The 16,302-nt window shown below is 55.8% G+C and carries 13 protein-coding genes; 2 read left to right on the forward strand and 11 right to left on the reverse strand.

The features are described 5' to 3' along the window. Positions 1-75 precede the first annotated feature (75 nt). A complete protein-coding gene (locus tag ACO0U8_RS12145; protein ID WP_421670862.1) occupies positions 76-1,602 on the forward strand; it encodes a PLP-dependent aminotransferase family protein in 1,527 nt (508 codons plus the stop codon). Here the strand turns inward: ACO0U8_RS12145 and ACO0U8_RS12150 are convergent. The 6 genes from ACO0U8_RS12150 to fabB all read right to left on the reverse strand — a co-directional run bounded on the left by ACO0U8_RS12150 (position 1,556) and on the right by fabB (position 10,217). Then, on the reverse strand, positions 1,556-2,683 hold the full coding sequence (locus ACO0U8_RS12150) for an SLC13 family permease (protein ID WP_421670863.1): 1,128 nt from the start codon (positions 2,681-2,683) through the stop codon (positions 1,556-1,558). The two genes, ACO0U8_RS12145 and ACO0U8_RS12150, sit on opposite strands and share 47 nt — an antisense overlap. 192 nt (positions 2,684-2,875) lie before the next feature. Further along, positions 2,876-5,182 (reverse strand): Orn/Lys/Arg decarboxylase N-terminal domain-containing protein, encoded by a 2,307-nt coding sequence (locus ACO0U8_RS12155; protein WP_056782141.1) that lies wholly within the window; start codon positions 5,180-5,182, stop codon positions 2,876-2,878. Between the two features lie 49 nt (positions 5,183-5,231). Further along, positions 5,232-6,569: an arginine/agmatine antiporter gene (gene adiC, locus ACO0U8_RS12160; RefSeq protein WP_421670864.1), complete on the reverse strand. Its 1,338-nt coding sequence runs from the start codon at positions 6,567-6,569 to the stop codon at positions 5,232-5,234. Between the two features lie 272 nt (positions 6,570-6,841). After that, positions 6,842-8,296, reverse strand: coding sequence for a PepSY-associated TM helix domain-containing protein (locus ACO0U8_RS12165; protein ID WP_421670865.1), 1,455 nt, complete (start codon positions 8,294-8,296; stop codon positions 6,842-6,844). A 93-nt stretch (positions 8,297-8,389) separates the two neighbouring features. Next, positions 8,390-8,866 carry a DUF2946 domain-containing protein gene (locus tag ACO0U8_RS12170; protein ID WP_421670866.1) on the reverse strand — a complete coding sequence of 159 codons (477 nt, stop codon included), beginning with the start codon at positions 8,864-8,866 and terminating at the stop codon, positions 8,390-8,392. 130 nt (positions 8,867-8,996) lie between these two features. Continuing rightward, the gene (gene fabB, locus ACO0U8_RS12175; RefSeq protein ID WP_056782131.1) at positions 8,997-10,217 is read right to left on the reverse strand and encodes a beta-ketoacyl-ACP synthase I; all 1,221 of its coding nucleotides are present in this window, start codon (positions 10,215-10,217) and stop codon (positions 8,997-8,999) included. A 169-nt stretch (positions 10,218-10,386) separates the two neighbouring features. On the opposite strand from fabB, the gene mnmC reads away from it, so the two are divergent. After that, entirely contained in the window at positions 10,387-12,417 is a 2,031-nt protein-coding gene (gene mnmC, locus ACO0U8_RS12180; RefSeq protein WP_421670867.1) for a bifunctional tRNA (5-methylaminomethyl-2-thiouridine)(34)-methyltransferase MnmD/FAD-dependent 5-carboxymethylaminomethyl-2-thiouridine(34) oxidoreductase MnmC, read from the forward strand. Positions 12,418-12,498: 81 nt separating this feature from the next. Here mnmC and ACO0U8_RS12185 read toward each other — a convergent pair whose 3' ends face one another. The 5 genes from ACO0U8_RS12185 to aroC all read right to left on the reverse strand — a co-directional run bounded on the left by ACO0U8_RS12185 (position 12,499) and on the right by aroC (position 16,263). After that, a complete protein-coding gene (locus ACO0U8_RS12185; protein ID WP_056782127.1) occupies positions 12,499-12,777 on the reverse strand; it encodes a YfcL family protein in 279 nt (92 codons plus the stop codon). 32 nt (positions 12,778-12,809) lie between these two features. Further along, positions 12,810-13,367, reverse strand: coding sequence for an elongation factor P hydroxylase (locus ACO0U8_RS12190; protein ID WP_056782125.1), 558 nt, complete (start codon positions 13,365-13,367; stop codon positions 12,810-12,812). Between the two features lie 102 nt (positions 13,368-13,469). Next, positions 13,470-14,270, reverse strand: coding sequence for a sulfite exporter TauE/SafE family protein (locus ACO0U8_RS12195; protein WP_056782123.1), 801 nt, complete (start codon positions 14,268-14,270; stop codon positions 13,470-13,472). Between the two features lie 42 nt (positions 14,271-14,312). After that, the gene (gene mepA, locus ACO0U8_RS12200; protein WP_421670868.1) at positions 14,313-15,170 is read right to left on the reverse strand and encodes a penicillin-insensitive murein endopeptidase; all 858 of its coding nucleotides are present in this window, start codon (positions 15,168-15,170) and stop codon (positions 14,313-14,315) included. A gap of 7 nt (positions 15,171-15,177) precedes the next feature. After that, the gene (gene aroC, locus ACO0U8_RS12205; protein WP_056782117.1) at positions 15,178-16,263 is read right to left on the reverse strand and encodes a chorismate synthase; all 1,086 of its coding nucleotides are present in this window, start codon (positions 16,261-16,263) and stop codon (positions 15,178-15,180) included. Positions 16,264-16,302: the final 39 nt, after the last annotated feature.

Here is a 16,302-nt window from a genome sequence, read left to right on the forward strand (position 1 = left end):
GTTGAAAGCCGTTCCATCATCACTAATTTTGGTCTTATTATTGATGCCAATTTCAGCCCTATGATAAGACCCATTATGCCCAAAACGGATCGCCCTTCCGCCTTGATCACTTTGTTCGGAGATACCGCTGAGCGGGGTCATGCAGCGCCTGCCGGGCTGCGCGACCGCCTGTGTGCCGCACTGCGCAGCGCCATTCACAGCGGTGCGCTGATTGCCGGGGAGAGATTACCGTCATCCCGCCTGCTGGCCGCTGATCTGAACCTGTCGCGCATCACCGTGGAAGCGGCGTATGCCCAGACAGAAGCGGAAGGTTATCTGTATCGCCAGACGGGAAAAGGCACCTTTGTCAGCGCATCCCTTCCCCGCCCCGCAGCACCGCGCAAACAGGCCGTTATTGCCGTAAGCCCTCCGAGACTGTCTGCACGTGGACAAACCATTTTGGCCACCGGCGGGTGCCGCGATCCGCAATTCCCGCTGGCTTTTGCCGCCGGTTCGCCCGATCTGCGCGCATTCCCGCTCAAAACCTGGAAACAGCTGACCGCCAGGCAATTGCGCGTTCACGGCGAGCGTCTGCTGGGTTATGGCGATCCGCAGGGCTATTTACCCTTACGCGAAGCCATCGCCAGCTATCTGCAACAATCGCGCGGCGTGGTGTGTTCGGCAGAACAGATCCTGATCACCACCAGTTCGCAGCAGGCGCTGCAATTACTGGCGATGCTGCTTATCGACCCGGCAGATTGTGTCTGGCTGGAACAGCCCGGCTATCCGGGTGCGCGCAACGCGTTTGCCAGTGCGGGTGCGGATATTTGTGCCGTTGCGGTTGACGGTGAAGGGATCGCGCCGGCGGCGAATTTACCCGTGCCGCGCCTGATGTATCTGACGCCGTCACATCACTACCCGACCGGCGTCAGCCTGAGTTTGCCGCGCCGCCTGCATCTGCTTGACTACGCAAAGCGTCACGGTAGCTGGATCATTGAGGACGACTACGACAGCGAGCTGCATTACGACGGACGACCTCTTCCGGCCATGCAGGGGCTGGATAAACATCAGCAGGTCATTTATCTCGGCACGTTTTCGAAGGTTTTATTCCCTTCTTTGCGGCTGGCCTACGCCGTGCTGCCGCCAGCCCTCGTCGCGCCAATGGTCACGATGCGCACGGTGAATGACGGACACTCTTCACAGCTGATGCAGGCGGTGACCGCTGAATTCATGCAAACGGGGCATTTCGCCGCCCACCTGCGTTTTTCCCGCCAGCTGTACCACAGCCGTCGTGATCATCTGCTTGAACACATTAAGCAAAAAATCAGCTGGCTGACACCGCAGGTCGCCGCTGGCGGTTTACAGCTTGCTGCCCGCCTTCCTGCCGGTCAGGAGTTACACCTGAGTAAGCTTGCTGCACACGCCGGTGTGGAAACACCCCGCCTGTCGCCGTTATTTATGGATGTGCCAGGCTCTGCCGCCCGGCATCAGGACGGCTGGTTGCTGGGATTCTCCGCACTGACGCCTGCGGAAATCACGGCAGCCGTCAACCGGCTGGCGTCAATCAACGTTGCCGTTACTTCGCCAGCAGCGGCAGCAGCCACCACCCCGCCAGCCCGCTGAACAGCAGGAACGGGAAAGAGTAGTAATGAAATTTGAGCCAGATCTTTTTGTCATTCGCCATACGCAGGGCAATCAGATTGGCAAGCGAACCTATTGCCAGCCCGAAGCCCCCCGCGTTAACGGCGTAGGCCAGCAGCGGGCCGGACGGCAGATAGTTGATCATCAGGATCGTCGCAGGCACATTGCTGATCACCTGTGAAAGCCCGATGCTCAGCAGGTAATGTCCGTAATCGGGCAAACTGTGGATGTGAGTAAACGCGGGCTGCAAAGCATTCAGCCCGACCAGCAAACGCACATCAATAAACATCACGATAAACACCAGAATCAGCGGCCAGTCGATGCGCAGCAAAACGTTGCGTGCCAGCAACAGGAAGCACGCAATCACGGCCAGTAAACCGTAAAGTGCCAGCCCCAGATCCACACAGGCGATGAACACCACATACAGCACTGCGCAGCTGAAAAGCAGCCGTTTACGGAAAGGATATCCCTGATTACTTTCAAGCTTTTTCAGGCTGTGCGACGGAAAACAAAACCACGTCACCAGCAACAATGCAGCCAGCGTCACCAGCGCCAGCGGCGCCATCTGCCCGATAAAGTGCAAAAATGACTGCCCGGACTTATTCCACAACAGGATGTTTTGCGGATTGCCGATAGGCGTGAGCAGGGATCCGGCATTCACCGCCAGCGCTTCGAAAATGATCAGCCGGGTCACCGGCAGCGATGTCAGTTTTTTTAACGTAATCGTCAGCGGTATCACGATGAACAGCGCAACGTCATTGGTCATAAACGTCGAAAGCACCGCCGCGGCCATCACCAGAAACAGGGCCAGCCACCGCTCATTGTCGATGGCGTTAATCATCTTTCGGCCCACAAAATCAAAATAGCCGCTGACCTCCACGCCCTTGGTCAGCATCAGTAAACCGAGCAACGTGACGATGGTGTTCCAGTCAACAAACTGCGGAAACTGAGTGATTTTCTCCGGCTGGAACACGGTCAGAATGACGCCAAGCAGAATTAACAGATGCAAAAATCTGTCACGTAAAAAAGGTTTAACGACTGTGCCGAACGCTGCTATCAACATGGTTATTCTTCGCTGAACAAGATGCGCTGACGTTACCCGAAGAAATTCTCTCCTGCCAGCGCAAAAATGATTTCTCCGGGATGTCGCGCAAAAAAAAACGAGGCTCATACAGAGCCTCGTCATCGGATTGCGGCGTATCCCGCAATGCGTTTATGTCATACCACTTTCCGCTTGCCGGTGAAAAAACAGACGCTACTCTTTCAGCACCCAGATGTGGTACTGGCCGTCTTTGAACTCTGCCCCTTCGAGTTCTTTTTCGAAGCCGGGGAATTTCTCGCCCCATTGCGCGATGCTGCGAATATAACTCAGCCACGGGTCGTTTTTGGCACCGAAACTTTCACCGGGCATGACGATAGGGATCCCCGGTGGATAAGGGATCACGCCGACCGCAGAGACGCGACCGGCCAGCTTGTCGAGGGTCAGATGCTCACAGCGCCCGGCCATATGGTCCTGAAACGCAGCGCGCGGCAGTTTGACCGGTGTCGGGATCTTGCCGAAAGCGTCGGACTGCAGTTTGTCCATCTGGCTGGTTTTCATGTAGGCGAACATCTCGTCGCAGAGATCTTTCAGCCCCATACCGGCATAGCGCGCGGCGTTGGAGGAGGCCAGATCCGGCAGGCACAGCGTCAGCGGGCTGTTGTCGTCGTAATGCTGTTTGAACTCCAGCAGAACGTTGATCAGTGTGCCCCACTTGCCTTTGGTCACGCCGACCGAAAACAGACACAGCACCATAAAATCGGTGGTGCGCGAAGGGACAATGCCGTGCTGAGAAAGGAATGCCGTCACCATCGCCGCAGGAATGCCGTTCTCCAGCATCTTGCCATCGTCGCCCATACCCGGCGCCAGAATACCGGCTTTGATCGGGTCGAGCATGCACCAGTCGTCGTCGAGCTGATCAAAACCGTGCCAGCTTTCGCCCGGTCTGAGCACCCAGCAGGACGGGTCTGTCGTCAGTTGTTCTTTGGAGGCATTAATGAACGGAATTTTTTTACCGGTTTTCACATCCAGCACGTCCGGCGCATTCCACGGCGAGAAGAACCATTCGCCCTGAGCGGAGAACGCTGCATGAACTTTTGCCAGCGCCATGCGGAAATCGACCGCTTCGTTGATCACTTCCTGAGTCAGCGATTCGCCCTGCTTGCCGTCCATCATCGCCGCGCCCACTTCATTGGCGGCAATAATGGCGTACAACGGCGACGTGGTGGCCTGCAACATGTAGGACTCGTTGAAGCGCGAATGCTCCACCGGTTTTTTACCGTTACGGATGTGGATGTAAGAAGCCTGAGAAAGTGCGGCCAGCAGTTTGTGGGTGGAGTGCGTGGCGAAAACCGTCGGGCCTTCAGGGTCGTGATCGGCCGGATTACCGCGCATGGCGTAACGATCGCGGTAGAACGGATTAAAGCGTGCATAGGCATACCAGGCTTCATCGAAGTGAATATTATCGACGCTCTTCGCCAGTAAATCCTGCGCCTGTTTGGCGTTGTAGCACATGCCGTCGTAAGTACAGTTGGTGACGACGGCATAAACCGGTTTCGGATCTGAGGCGAGTTTTTTCAGCGGATGTTCATCCATTTTCTGCTGGATGGACTCGGCCATAAACTGCGATTTGGGGATCGGCCCGATGATACCAAAGCGGTTGCGCGTCGGGATGAAAAAGACCGGTATACCGCCGGTCATTACCAGCCCCTGCTCGATCGACTTATGGCAGTTACGGTCACACAGCGCGAACTGTCCATCGCCTACCACCGCCGTCATGATCGCGCGGTTAGAGCCCGATGTGCCGTTAAGTACCGAGTAACTCTGGTGCGAGCCGAAGACCCGTGCGGCGTAGGTTTCAGATTCTTTAATCGGACCGCTGTGATCGAGTAACGAACCCAGCGCACCGCGCTCGATTCCGGTATCGGTGCGGAACAGGTTTTCACCAAAGAAATCGAGAAACTCGCGCCCTACCGCTGTTTTGGTAAAGGCGACACCGCCCTGATGACCGGGTGCCGCCCACGAATATTCCGGAGAATATTTGGTGTAGTGAAACAATGCTTTGGTGAACGGCGGCAACAGCTGGTCATAATATTTATCGATCAGGGCAACGGAGCGCGCAGCGATAAACTCTGCGGTGTCCTCGTGCATCCAGACAAATTCGTTGACCATTTTCATGGTGTCGAGGGTCAGGGTGTCGATACAGGAGTGCTCCGCCATCAGCAGCACCGGCACGCCTTTGTTGCGGCGGCGGATCTCCTGCAGCAGCGCAAACGCCTGACTGTGCGAAACATCGTCGTTGCCGCCGGAGGTCCAGTCGACAAACACGCAGCAGATAGAGGCATCAGACGTGATGGTCGCGATGCCGTCTTCAAAAGTGACGGCGGGGATCACCGTCAGGTTGGTGTCTTCCAGCGCTTCGATAAGTTCGCGCACGGCGCGACCGTTCGCGGTATTAACCTCGGAAATATTGCTGTCAACCACCAGCACTTTACGTTTTTTATGGCGACTTAAATCGATCATAACCTTTCCTTTCCTCTTGAATTCCAAAATGTCAGGGAGCTAAAAACGGTCAGTCCAGTTCAAGCGGTTTGCCCAACGGATACGGGTTTTTATGACGACGGTTATAGTTGAAGCTGTACAGCGCGGTAATCACCATCAGCGCGATGAATGACCACATCACCTCTTCCGCGCCGGAGCCGACCACGGCCCATACGCAATACACAAAGGCGATCAGCGTAATAAAGCTGTACATTCCGGTGCGGTTGCCCAGATGACCATGCCCGACCAGCATCAGCGCGGCGCAGGTATACAGATACGGCACTAAGGTGAAAATGACGGAAACCGAGGAAACCAGTGCGAACTGTTCCGTGGCATCAGGAGAAATGGTCGATACCTGGAAGATAGTCATCAGGATACCGAGCACGATAAGACCTTTGACCGGCACCCCCTCTTTGTTGACCTTGGCAAATATCGGCGGGAACAATCCGTCATCGGCGGCGGCTTTTGCGGTCTGGCTGGCAAGTAACGTCCAGCCACCGAGTGAGCCCAGACACCCCGCAGCGGCGCAGAAGGTGACGATGGCCCCTGCCGTTTCGCCCATCGCCATCCTTGCGGCATCACCGAACGGCGACGTGGAGAGGCGCAGCGCCGCATTCGGGATCATGCCCATGATCGCGGTGGTCGAGAGCACGTAACAGACCGCAGCAATCAGCACGCCGCCGATGGTGGCAATCGGCACGTTGCGTTTCGGGTTTTTCACCACCGCCGCCGCGACCGAGGCGCTCTCTACGCCGATAAATGACCACAGCGTCACGCTCAGGGTGCTTTGAATCGCGCCAAAGGTGCTTTTTCCACTGACGTTCCAGGCCTCCATGTAAGTATCACTGTTGAACCAGAACCAGCCAAAAATGGCGATCGCCAGAATCGGGATCAGCGCCAGCACCGTCGCGACGGCCTGAACACGGGTGATCATCTTCGCACCGACAATGTTGAGAATGACGAACAACCAAAGCACGGCAACGCAGGTGAAGGTCAGAACCAGCGGCTCTTTTAAAATAGGGAAGAAGTAGCTGAGATAACCAACGCCGATCACCACCATCGCGATGTTACCGACCCAGCACGCCAGCCAGTAAAGCAGGTTGGTTTGATAACCCAGATAGGGGCCAAATGCCCTGCGCGCATAGGCGTAGGAGCCCCCTGCACTGTCATCAAGCGATGACATTTTGGCGTACACCATCGACAGCGCCAGCGCGCCAATAATCGTCACCAGCCAGCCATATATCGCTACCCCGCCAGTGGACGCCAGGTTGGCCGGCAGGAGGAAAACTCCCGAGCCCATGATATTCCCGGACACCATCAGGGTGACCGGAATTAACCCCACTTTGTGATCATCTGATTCAATAGCCATGAACAAACCCCTACATAAAGTAATGCATTAATTTACAAAGGAAATATTGAATAAAACAAAGACATTCTTCGGACTTTTCTGATGCAAGAATAAGACTAGTAGAGTTTTTGGCAGGCGTAATAAATAGCGCGATAATTTAAATAAATGGTTAATTATCACAAATATAAAAATCAGTTTTATCAGTGTGATATATGAAAATGAAAAAATGAGATTCAGAGGAAGGAGAGTAACGCCGGTGGTGCATCGCATCAGCACCACCGGAAAATTTAAGATTAGTTCAGGTTACGGGTGCGGTACACCCTGCGCTCAGAGGTTGCCCAGCGGGCGATATCAATCAGCAGGAAAATGACCAGGCTGACGCCCATCACCGGCAATGAAATCGCAAGCCCCAGGGTGATCAAAAAGAGTGGGCATTGCAGGCTGAAAGGCACCGATTTCCAGGTTTGCATCAGCGTGACCACCGGGTTTACCCCGCCGCTGCTCACGTTTCTGCGCAACCACCACAGACGATATCCCCAGGCAATCATCACGCAAAGCCCGGTACCAAACACCGCCAGAATCACCTGATTCCACAGGCCAAACAGAATACCCATGTGGGCATCCACGCCCCAGCGGGTCAGTTTCGCCAGCAAAGGGAAATCGGCAAAACGGACGTGATCGACAATCCGCAGGGAGGTCGGATCGACAGAAACGGCATCCACCTGCGTCGGCCAGCTGCGATCGACTTCGGTCACCGTCCAGGCTTTACCGGGGGTATAGGCCGGGCGTATTTCAATTTTATTCGCCCCGATCCCTGACGCCCGCGCGGCCTGAACGACAGTATCAAAGGTATCGGGGGTAACCGGCACGGTTTCAGGTTTCTCGTGCATCGGATGACCAGACATCTCCATGCCCGGCATATCCGCCATGGTGGCGTGATGCTCAGCGTGCTCATCAGCAGGCGCGGCCGGAGCGTCAGCCTCTAAGGACGTGTTCACCGCCGGCGTCAGCCAGCCCATGTGCGCGCGCAGCACGCCAATATTATCCCCTGCCCACTGCGACCAGGTCAGACCCGTGGCTGAGAAAAACAGCAAACCGACCATCAGCGCCAGCCCCAGCGTGCTGTGCCAGCGACGGCTGCGCTCCTGCTTCGCCACTTTTTCGCTCAGTTTTCGGGGCGAGCGGCGCTTCGGGCGGCCTGTCAGCCACAGGATTATGCCGCCGATTGCCGCAACCCATAGCCAGGAAGCTGCAAGCTCACTGTAAATACGTCCGGCATCGCCCAGCAGCAGGCCGCGATGTAAATCATCCAGCCAGGTGCGAAACGGTAAAATCCCGCTGGTGCCGTACACCGTCATATCGCCTTTTACCGCCAGCGTGGCGGGGTCGATAAAGATGGCGCGGCTTTTGGAAGCACCCAGTTGCGGATCGGAGAACATCACCCGCGTGGTATCGCCCTCATGAGGCGCAGGGCGGACGGCGTAAATTTTAGGATCCGGACCGGCCACCTTCACGGCAGCATCAATTTGTTGCGACAGCGGCTGCGCTTCCCCCTGAGAAGAGGTGAACAGCGCATCGGCGTACAGATAATTTTCAAACTGCGGCGTGAGGACATACAGCGTGCCGGTCAGAGCGGCGACAAAAATAAACGGGCCGACGAACAGGCCAATATAAAAGTGTATGCGCTTGAGCAGCGCAAGAGATGCGGCTTTGACCGTCATTTTTTGAGAAACAGCAGGCTGGCTCATCAATCAGATTTCCTGAATTTTCCATAGCAAACACACAACGGTTACGCGGGTTAAGCGCCGTTATGTCGATAATTTTCATGTGAAGAGAAAAAGCTAAAGAAAATGAGGAGGCGCGCGGGGCTGGGAATCAGTGAAGAACAGCGAAGGAAAGAGACGTTGTATTACTGAACGCGAAGGCGCGCGGCCGGAATAAGCCCGCGACCACAGCATCGGCATGGCCTGTAAGTCGAGCATCGGCAGATGCACCAGCAACACGCAATAACCGCAGGCGGCATCGCTCATGTCACCGAACATCATCCTTTTGGCGATATCTTTCGGCGCAGACTGACAGGATAGCTTCTGACAATGTTCCGGCGAGTCATGATGATCAGGCATCATCATGCCAGCCATCTCACCCTCTGGCATGTCCATGTCGGACATCACCATCCCTGGCATCATTGTGTGCTGCGCACCCTCACCCCCCTGTGATTTGGAAATCACCGGAGCAATAAACAACATCAGGATCGCCAGGATCCCAAGCCAGGCCGGGAAGCGCAGATGTCGATGATTGATGTGTCGGAGTGAGAGCATTATGTCAACAAAGTGAAAATAAGAAGCGGCGAAATTGTACCTGAATTGTTGAGGGATAACAGGAGGGATAAACAACAGACGTAAAAAAGCCCGTGTTAAACGGGCTTTTTTTAGTGCTTAACGACAGGAATTATTTGTCGTTTTTCATCTTGCGCATGACCAGCGTGGCGTTAGTGCCGCCGAAACCGAAGCTGTTGGACATCACGGTCGTCAGCTCGCGCTGAGTTGGCTTAGTGATGATATCCATGCCTTCCGCTTTCTCATCGAGGTCTTCGATGTTGATGCTTGGCGCGATGAAGCCGTGCTCGGCCATCAGCAGGGTGTAAATCGCTTCCTGAACGCCTGCGGCACCCAGAGAGTGACCGGTCATGGCTTTGGTGGAAGAAAGCGCTGGCGTTTTATCGCCGAACACTTCGCGGATCGCACCCAGCTCTTTCACGTCGCCGACCGGAGTAGAAGTCCCGTGCACGTTAACGTAATCGATAGGCGTATCCACGCCGTTCATTGCCATTTTCATGCAACGCACAGCGCCTTCACCGGATGGAGCCACCATGTCTGCGCCGTCAGAGGTTGCGCCGTAGCCAACGATTTCTGCGTAGATGTGCGCGCCACGGGCCAGAGCGTGTTCCAGCTCTTCCACGACAACCATACCGCCGCCGCCTGCGATAACAAAACCGTCACGGTTCTGATCGTAAGTACGGGAGGCTTTTTCAGGGGTTTCGTTGTAACGGGTAGACAGCGCGCCCATTGCATCGAATTCACAGGCCATTTCCCAGCACAGCTCTTCGCCGCCACCGGCAAAGACCACGTCCTGTTTGCCAAGCTGAATCATTTCTAACGCGTTACCAATGCAGTGAGCAGAGGTTGCGCAGGCAGAACTGATGGAGTAGTTCACGCCACGGATTTTGAACGGGGTCGCCAGACAGGCTGAAACACCGGACGCCATCGCTTTGGTCACCATGTAAGGGCCAACGCCTTTCAGGCCTTTGGCACGCATACCGTCGGAACCCGCAACCTGGTTGCGCGGAGAGCCGCCGCCGGAACCGGCGATAAGGCCGGTGCGGTCGTTGGACACCATCTCAGGGGTCAGACCGGAATCTTCAATCGCCTGTTGCATGGAAAGATAAGCGTAGATCGAGGCATCACTCATGAAACGCACAATCTTACGATCGATAAGGCCTGCGGTGTCTAATTTGACATCACCCCAGACGTGACTACGCATGCCGGCATCTTTCAGCTCTTGCGAGAAGGTGATCCCAGAGCGACCCTCTTGCAGAGATGCAAGAACTTCCTGCTTGTTGTTACCGATGCTCGAGATGATACCCAGGCCAGTAATCACTGCACGTTTCATTTAATACCTCTTGTACTATTCACCATTCGGGATTTCGTCACGCACTCTAGCGTACAGTTGTACGCCGAACAAGTCCGATCAGCAATTCCTTGTGTAAATCGTGGTAAATTTGCGCGGGGTCAAACGCAGGCGTAAACTCCGGCATCGCCTTGAACTGAGAGAGTTTCACGTGAGCCATAACCCGATCACACCCGCTGAATTAAGCTGGAACGAACAGGGTACACCTGTTTCCCGACATTTTGATGACGTCTACTTTTCCAATCAGGACGGCTTACTGGAAACACGCCATGTCTTCCTGAATGGCAATCATTTTCCGGCACGTTTTGCCGATCACCCGCGCCCGCTTTGCATCATTGCAGAAACCGGATTCGGTACCGGACTGAATTTCCTGACGTTGTGGCAGACCTTCGAGGCGTTCCACTCTGAGAACCCTGAGGCCACCCTGCAACGGCTGCATTTCATCAGCTACGAAAAATTTCCGCTGTCCGCCCGCGACCTTATCGCTGCCCATGCACAATGGCCGGAACTGGCTGACTACTCCGCCGAACTCTGCGAACAATGGCCGATGCCCTTTGCCGGATGCCACCGTTTGCTGCTGGCCGGTGGGCGTATCACGCTCGACCTTTGGTTCGGCGACGTGACTACCCTGCTTCCGGCATGTGACACCAGTATGAATCAGCAGGTCGATGCCTGGTTCCTCGACGGCTTTGCGCCCTCGAAAAACCCGGACATGTGGACACCTGAGCTCTTCAACGCCATGGCAAAAATGACCCGTCCGCAAGGGACCTTTGCCACTTTCACCGTCGCGGGCATAGTCCGCCGTGGCCTGCAGGAAGCCGGTTTTGACATCAGCAAAGTGCCGGGCTTCGGTGAAAAGCGCCATATGTTATCCGGTGTTTTACCGGCAGAAATTGATGTTCCTCATCCTGCCCCGTGGTATTTACGTCCTGCGGCGAAAAATGCCACAGAGTTTGCAGTTTTAGGCGGCGGCGTTGCCAGCGCAGTGCTTTCACTGGCACTTTTGCGCCGTGGCTATGCAGTCACGCTTTACTGCGCCGATGAAAAACCGGCGCTCGGGGCCTCCGGCAACCGTCAGGGCGCGGTTTATCCGTTGCTTAATGGCCGTGGCGATACGCTGGAAAACTTTTTCGCCCAGGCCTTCACCTTTGCCCGCCGCCAGTACGCGCAGCTTGAAACGCTAAATGTGCCTTTCGACCACGGCTGGAGCGGCGTGACGCAGCTCGGTTATGACGAAAAAAGTCAGAGCAAAATTGACGGCATACTCAAAGGCGGCTGGCCGGAAGAACTGGCAAAAGGGCTGAGTGAAGAAGATGTGGAAGTGTTGTGCGGATTACCGTGCGGCAGCGGCGGCGTGACCTATCCGCTCGGCGCGTGGCTGTGCCCGGCAGAACTGACCGCATCGCTGATTTCTCTTGCCGAAACCCAGGGCTTAACGGTGCATTATTGCCAGCGCGCGACCGCATTAGATTTTGACGCCGGTTCGCAATGGGCGCTGACCTTTGCTGACGGCCATGTCGCCCGACATCAGGGTGTTGTTCTGGCGAACGGCGCAGACATTACTGATTTCAGTCAGACAGAAAAACTGCCGGTTTATGCCGTCAGCGGCCAGGTGTCGCATATTCCGACCACACCGGCGCTGAGCAAACTGACGCAGGTGTTGTGTTATGACGGCTACATGACGCCGGTCAGCCCGCAGAATCTGCACCATTGCATTGGTGCAAGTTATCACCGCGCCGACAAATGCACGGATTACCGTGACGGCGACCAGCAGGAAAACCGCCAGCGTCTCATCAGGTGTCTGCCGGATCAGCAATGGCCGCATGACGTGGATGTCAGTGAAGGCGAAGCGCGAAACGGCGTGCGTTGCGCGACCCGTGACCATCTGCCAATGATCGGCTCGGTGGCTGATTATGATGCGCTGCTGGAGAGTTATCAGACGTTAGATCTCGACATTAAACGCCACCGCCCGGTAGCGCCTGCGCCGGTGTATGAAAATCTGTTTCTGTTTGGTGCGCTCGGTTCACGCGGGCTGAGTTCTGCACCGCTCGGGGCAGAAATACTGGCGGCGCAGATTGCCGGTGAACCGCTGCCGCTCGACAGCGAAACGCTGGCGGCCCTCAATCCGAACCGCATGTGGGTCAGAAAATTGCTGAAAGGCCGCCCGGTGGAATCACACTAAGCAGGTTTTCAGACCTGACTTTTGGTAAATAAAAAAGCGCAGCCGGTTCACCCTGGCTGCGCTTTTTTTACTGAAAGGGGATTATTGTGGCAAGGAAGCCTGATAGAGATTTTCCCACATGCCCTGAACCAGTGCCTGATCGCGCGGCGATAATTCGCCGGCGCGGATAGCCTTATCCAGTCCGTCCTGAACACGAATTTTCAGCGCTTCGGCGGTGTGTTCACCGTTCTCTTCCGCTTCTGCTACCGCGACCGTCAGATGGCCCCGCAGATAGCCACTGGCAAACAGTTCGTCGTCGCTGGCGCTTTCGACCATGTCGTCAATCAGCGTTAAAATCCGCGTTTCAAATTCTGCGATCATTACTCTTCCTCTCGTGTCCGGTATTGAGTCTTTTATTCGATCGGCTGCAACGCAGGGAAGTCTGCAGGCGTCAAAGGGGCGGTATTGTAAAACGATTGTAACGCTTTAATAAAGCGCGAAGGTCTTTCCGGTATGCCCTGCTCCAGCATACGCAGCACTTCTGCACGCACTTTATTCTGGAAACCGACGCGGTCAGGCTCGCAATCGCCGCTCAGGTTGTCGCAACTGACGTTAAACGCAAAACCCGCTGCCGCGCAGAACAACCATTCATAGGATTGCGGTTTGATTTCGACTTTCTCAAACTCGCTCTGCGTCTGGGCATCACGGCCGTCCGGGCAGTACCAGTAACCGAAATCCACCAGTTTGTGGCGTTCAGCACCCGCGACGCACCAGTGAGAGATTTCATGCATTCCGCTGGCGTAATAACCGTGGGCAAAAACGATGCGGTTAAACGGCTCCTGCTCATCCGCAGGCAGATAGATCGGCTCGTCATCGCCTTTAATCAGGCGCACGTTAAATTCCTCAAAGAAGCAGGAATCAAAAATGTCGATCAATTGATGATAGTTATGTGTTGCAGTCGAATCAGACATAATTGCTGTGAAACTCGTTAAAGTAAGATCAGGGGCGACAATATACCCCTGATTGAATGGCGTATTTCATGACTTCGGGCAAGCATTCTGCTGCTGGTAAAATTATAAATGCAGACTTAGCCAGTGCATGATTTCGGTACCGTGATTGTCGTAAATCAGCTTGCAACTCATCACCACGGATACGGTCACCACCATCGGGCGGATCATCTTCTGCCCTTTGCTCAGCACCATCCGCGCGCCAAGACGCGCACCGATAAACTGCCCGGCCATCATCACAAATCCCAGCACCCACACCACTTTGCCACCGAGTATGAAGAACAGCAGGCCGCCGAAGTTGGAGGTGAAATTCAGGACTTTTGCGTGTGCCGTGGCTTTAGCGAGGTTAAACCCACATAAAGTCACAAAACCCAGCGCGTAGAACGAGCCCGCACCGGGGCCGAAAAATCCATCATAAAAACCGACACAACCGCCGCCGACCAGCGCATACGGCAACGCATTCAGGCGTCTGGCGCGATCGCTTTCGCCCAGGCGGGGCGTCAGCAGGAAATACAACCCAATGCAGATAATCAGCAGAGGCAGAATCTGACGCAGCATGTCGGCGCGCAGATGCTGAATCAGGATCGCACCAATCACCGAACCGACAAAGGTGCAGGCGATATTGAGCTTTTGATCGTTGAGATCCACCACCCCGCGCCGCACAAAATAGAGGCTGGCGGAAAATGATCCGCCAATGGATGACAGCTTGTTGGTGGCAATGGCCTGCGCGGGGGAAACCCCCGCCGCCAGCAGTGCGGGCAGGCTGATAAGCCCGCCGCCCCCGGCAATGGAATCAATGAAACCGGCAAACAGTGCAACGAAAAATAAGACGATTAATACCCACGGTGCAACGATCAGCCAGTCCATTCATTTCACTCAGCAAGATGAAGTCAAAATCGTACAGGCCAGTTAAAGCTGACCAACATGTTTATCCAGCAGCGCCTGACAGGTTGGCGGCAACGGAGGCGGCTCGCTTTTCACTGAAGTGCCACTTCCCGGTTTTGGCGGCAGGAACCAGCTTTGCAGCTCAGCGCCACAGCCATCTCCCGGAGGTGGTGGTGCCTGATTGTCGCATTCCAGGCTTCCGGCCGGGCAGCTCAGGCGCACATGCATATGCGCACGATGGCCGAACCACGGACGCACTTTGTGCAGCCATTCACGATCGGTTCCCGCATCGAGGCAAAGCTGTTGCTTGATCGCCGGGTTGACGAAAATGCGTACCACCTCTTTATCCTGCGCGGCCATCTTGATCAGCGTTTCGATCCGCGGCTGCCACTGGGCTGGCACAACGGATTTACCGTTAGCACTGACCAGATCGATAGGCTGCGGCTTGAGCAGCATCTGTTCGCTCCAGCGCTGACGCGGCAGTTGCAGCCAGATATCCACATCCAGCCCGGACTGATGGCTGGCGTGACCGCTGCTGAAACGTCCGCCCGCGGGCATCGCCATATCGCCGACCAGCATGGTACCCAGGCCTTTTTCACGCGCCTGAGTCCCCAGACGGGTGATAAACGCCAGCAAATCCGGCTGCCCGAAATAGCGGCGCTGATCGGTTCGCATCACCTGATAATCCGGTGAATTGAGCGGCAGTGGCTGCGCACCAATCTGACATCCGTTGGCGTAGCTGCCTATGGCCTGAGGCACGCCGGAAATCGGTTGGGTAATTTTCTGCCAGGGCGTTGCCGCCAGAGCAGGCGCGCAAAGCGCGAGCACCAGAAAACTGGCGCAGGCGGCTTTCAACGCAGGAACAGGGCGTAAAAGTTTCATCGAAGGGTTACCAGCGTGGCACGGTGGAATGAACGTCGCCGTTCTGAGCGCGCTGACGCAGTAAGTGATCCATCAGCACAATCGCCATCATCGCTTCCGCAATGGGTACAGCACGGATGCCGACGCACGGATCATGACGCCCCTTGGTGATCATCTCGACCTGCTCGCCTTCACGGTTGATGGTGCGCCCCGGAACGGTGATGCTGGACGTAGGTTTCAGCGCCAGATGGGCAACCACCGGCTGGCCGCTGCTGATCCCGCCGAGAATACCGCCCGCATGATTGCTTTCGAAACCGGTCGGCGTAATTTCGTCACGGTTTTCGCTGCCGCGTTTGTTAACCACGGCAAACCCATCGCCAATTTCAACGCCTTTCACCGCGTTGATGCTCATCAGCGCATGCGCCAGATCTGCATCCAGACGGTCAAACACCGGCTCGCCCAGGCCGACCGGTACGTGATCTGCCACAACGGTAATTTTGGCACCGATGGAATCGCCTTCTTTTTTCAGCGCGCGCATCAGTTCGTCCAGTGCTTCGAGCTTGCTTTCATCCGGGCAGAAGAAAGGGTTGGTTTCGACCAGATCCCAGTCTTTCAGTTCGCAGGTGATATCGCCCATCTGGGACATATACCCGCGCACCTTCACGCCGAATTTTTCCAGCAGATATTTCTTCGCCACGGCACCTGCGGCCACGCGCATTGCGGTTTCGCGGGCAGAAGAACGGCCACCGCCACGATAATCGCGCACGCCGTATTTTTGTTCGTAGGTGTAATCCGCATGTCCCGGACGGAACACGTCCTTGATGGCGCTGTAATCCTGCGAGCGCTGATCGGTATTCTGGATGATCAGGCCGATGCTGGTGCCGGTGGTCACGCCTTCGAACACGCCGGACAAAATTTTCACTTCGTCGGCTTCGCGGCGCTGCGTGGTGTAACGCGAGGTGCCAGGGCGACGCCTGTCGAGATCGTGTTGCAGATCTGCTTCGGTCAGCGCAATACCCGGCGGCACGCCGTCAATAATACAGCCCAGTGCCACACCGTGGGATTCGCCAAACGTGGTGACGCGGAAAAACTGCCCAATACTGTTCCCTGCCATCACGGCTCCTTACCATTATGTTGATGTTTGATGCTGGAA

Origin of the sequence: Rahnella sp. EDr1-12, from assembly GCF_049206505.1 — a bacterium.
In the GTDB taxonomy this organism is placed as follows: Bacteria; Pseudomonadota; Gammaproteobacteria; order Enterobacterales; family Enterobacteriaceae; genus Rahnella; species Rahnella rivi.

What these genes read in the sequence shown, in the direction of transcription:
- ACO0U8_RS12185 (WP_056782127.1), bottom strand. Translation starts at nt 12,777, where the DNA reads ATGATCGCAGAATTTGAAACGCGGATTTTAACGCTGATTGACGACATG.
- ACO0U8_RS12150 (WP_421670863.1), bottom strand. Translation starts at nt 2,683, where the DNA reads ATGTTGATAGCAGCGTTCGGCACAGTCGTTAAACCTTTTTTACGTGAC.
- ACO0U8_RS12195 (WP_056782123.1), bottom strand. Translation starts at nt 14,270, where the DNA reads ATGGACTGGCTGATCGTTGCACCGTGGGTATTAATCGTCTTATTTTTC.
- ACO0U8_RS12145 (WP_421670862.1), top strand. Translation starts at nt 76, where the DNA reads ATGCCCAAAACGGATCGCCCTTCCGCCTTGATCACTTTGTTCGGAGAT.
- mepA (WP_421670868.1), bottom strand. Translation starts at nt 15,170, where the DNA reads ATGAAACTTTTACGCCCTGTTCCTGCGTTGAAAGCCGCCTGCGCCAGT.
- ACO0U8_RS12170 (WP_421670866.1), bottom strand. Translation starts at nt 8,866, where the DNA reads ATGCTCTCACTCCGACACATCAATCATCGACATCTGCGCTTCCCGGCC.
- ACO0U8_RS12190 (WP_056782125.1), bottom strand. Translation starts at nt 13,367, where the DNA reads ATGTCTGATTCGACTGCAACACATAACTATCATCAATTGATCGACATT.
- ACO0U8_RS12165 (WP_421670865.1), bottom strand. Translation starts at nt 8,296, where the DNA reads ATGAGCCAGCCTGCTGTTTCTCAAAAAATGACGGTCAAAGCCGCATCT.
- aroC (WP_056782117.1), bottom strand. Translation starts at nt 16,263, where the DNA reads ATGGCAGGGAACAGTATTGGGCAGTTTTTCCGCGTCACCACGTTTGGC.
- ACO0U8_RS12155 (WP_056782141.1), bottom strand. Translation starts at nt 5,182, where the DNA reads ATGATCGATTTAAGTCGCCATAAAAAACGTAAAGTGCTGGTGGTTGAC.
- fabB (WP_056782131.1), bottom strand. Translation starts at nt 10,217, where the DNA reads ATGAAACGTGCAGTGATTACTGGCCTGGGTATCATCTCGAGCATCGGT.
- adiC (WP_421670864.1), bottom strand. Translation starts at nt 6,569, where the DNA reads ATGGCTATTGAATCAGATGATCACAAAGTGGGGTTAATTCCGGTCACC.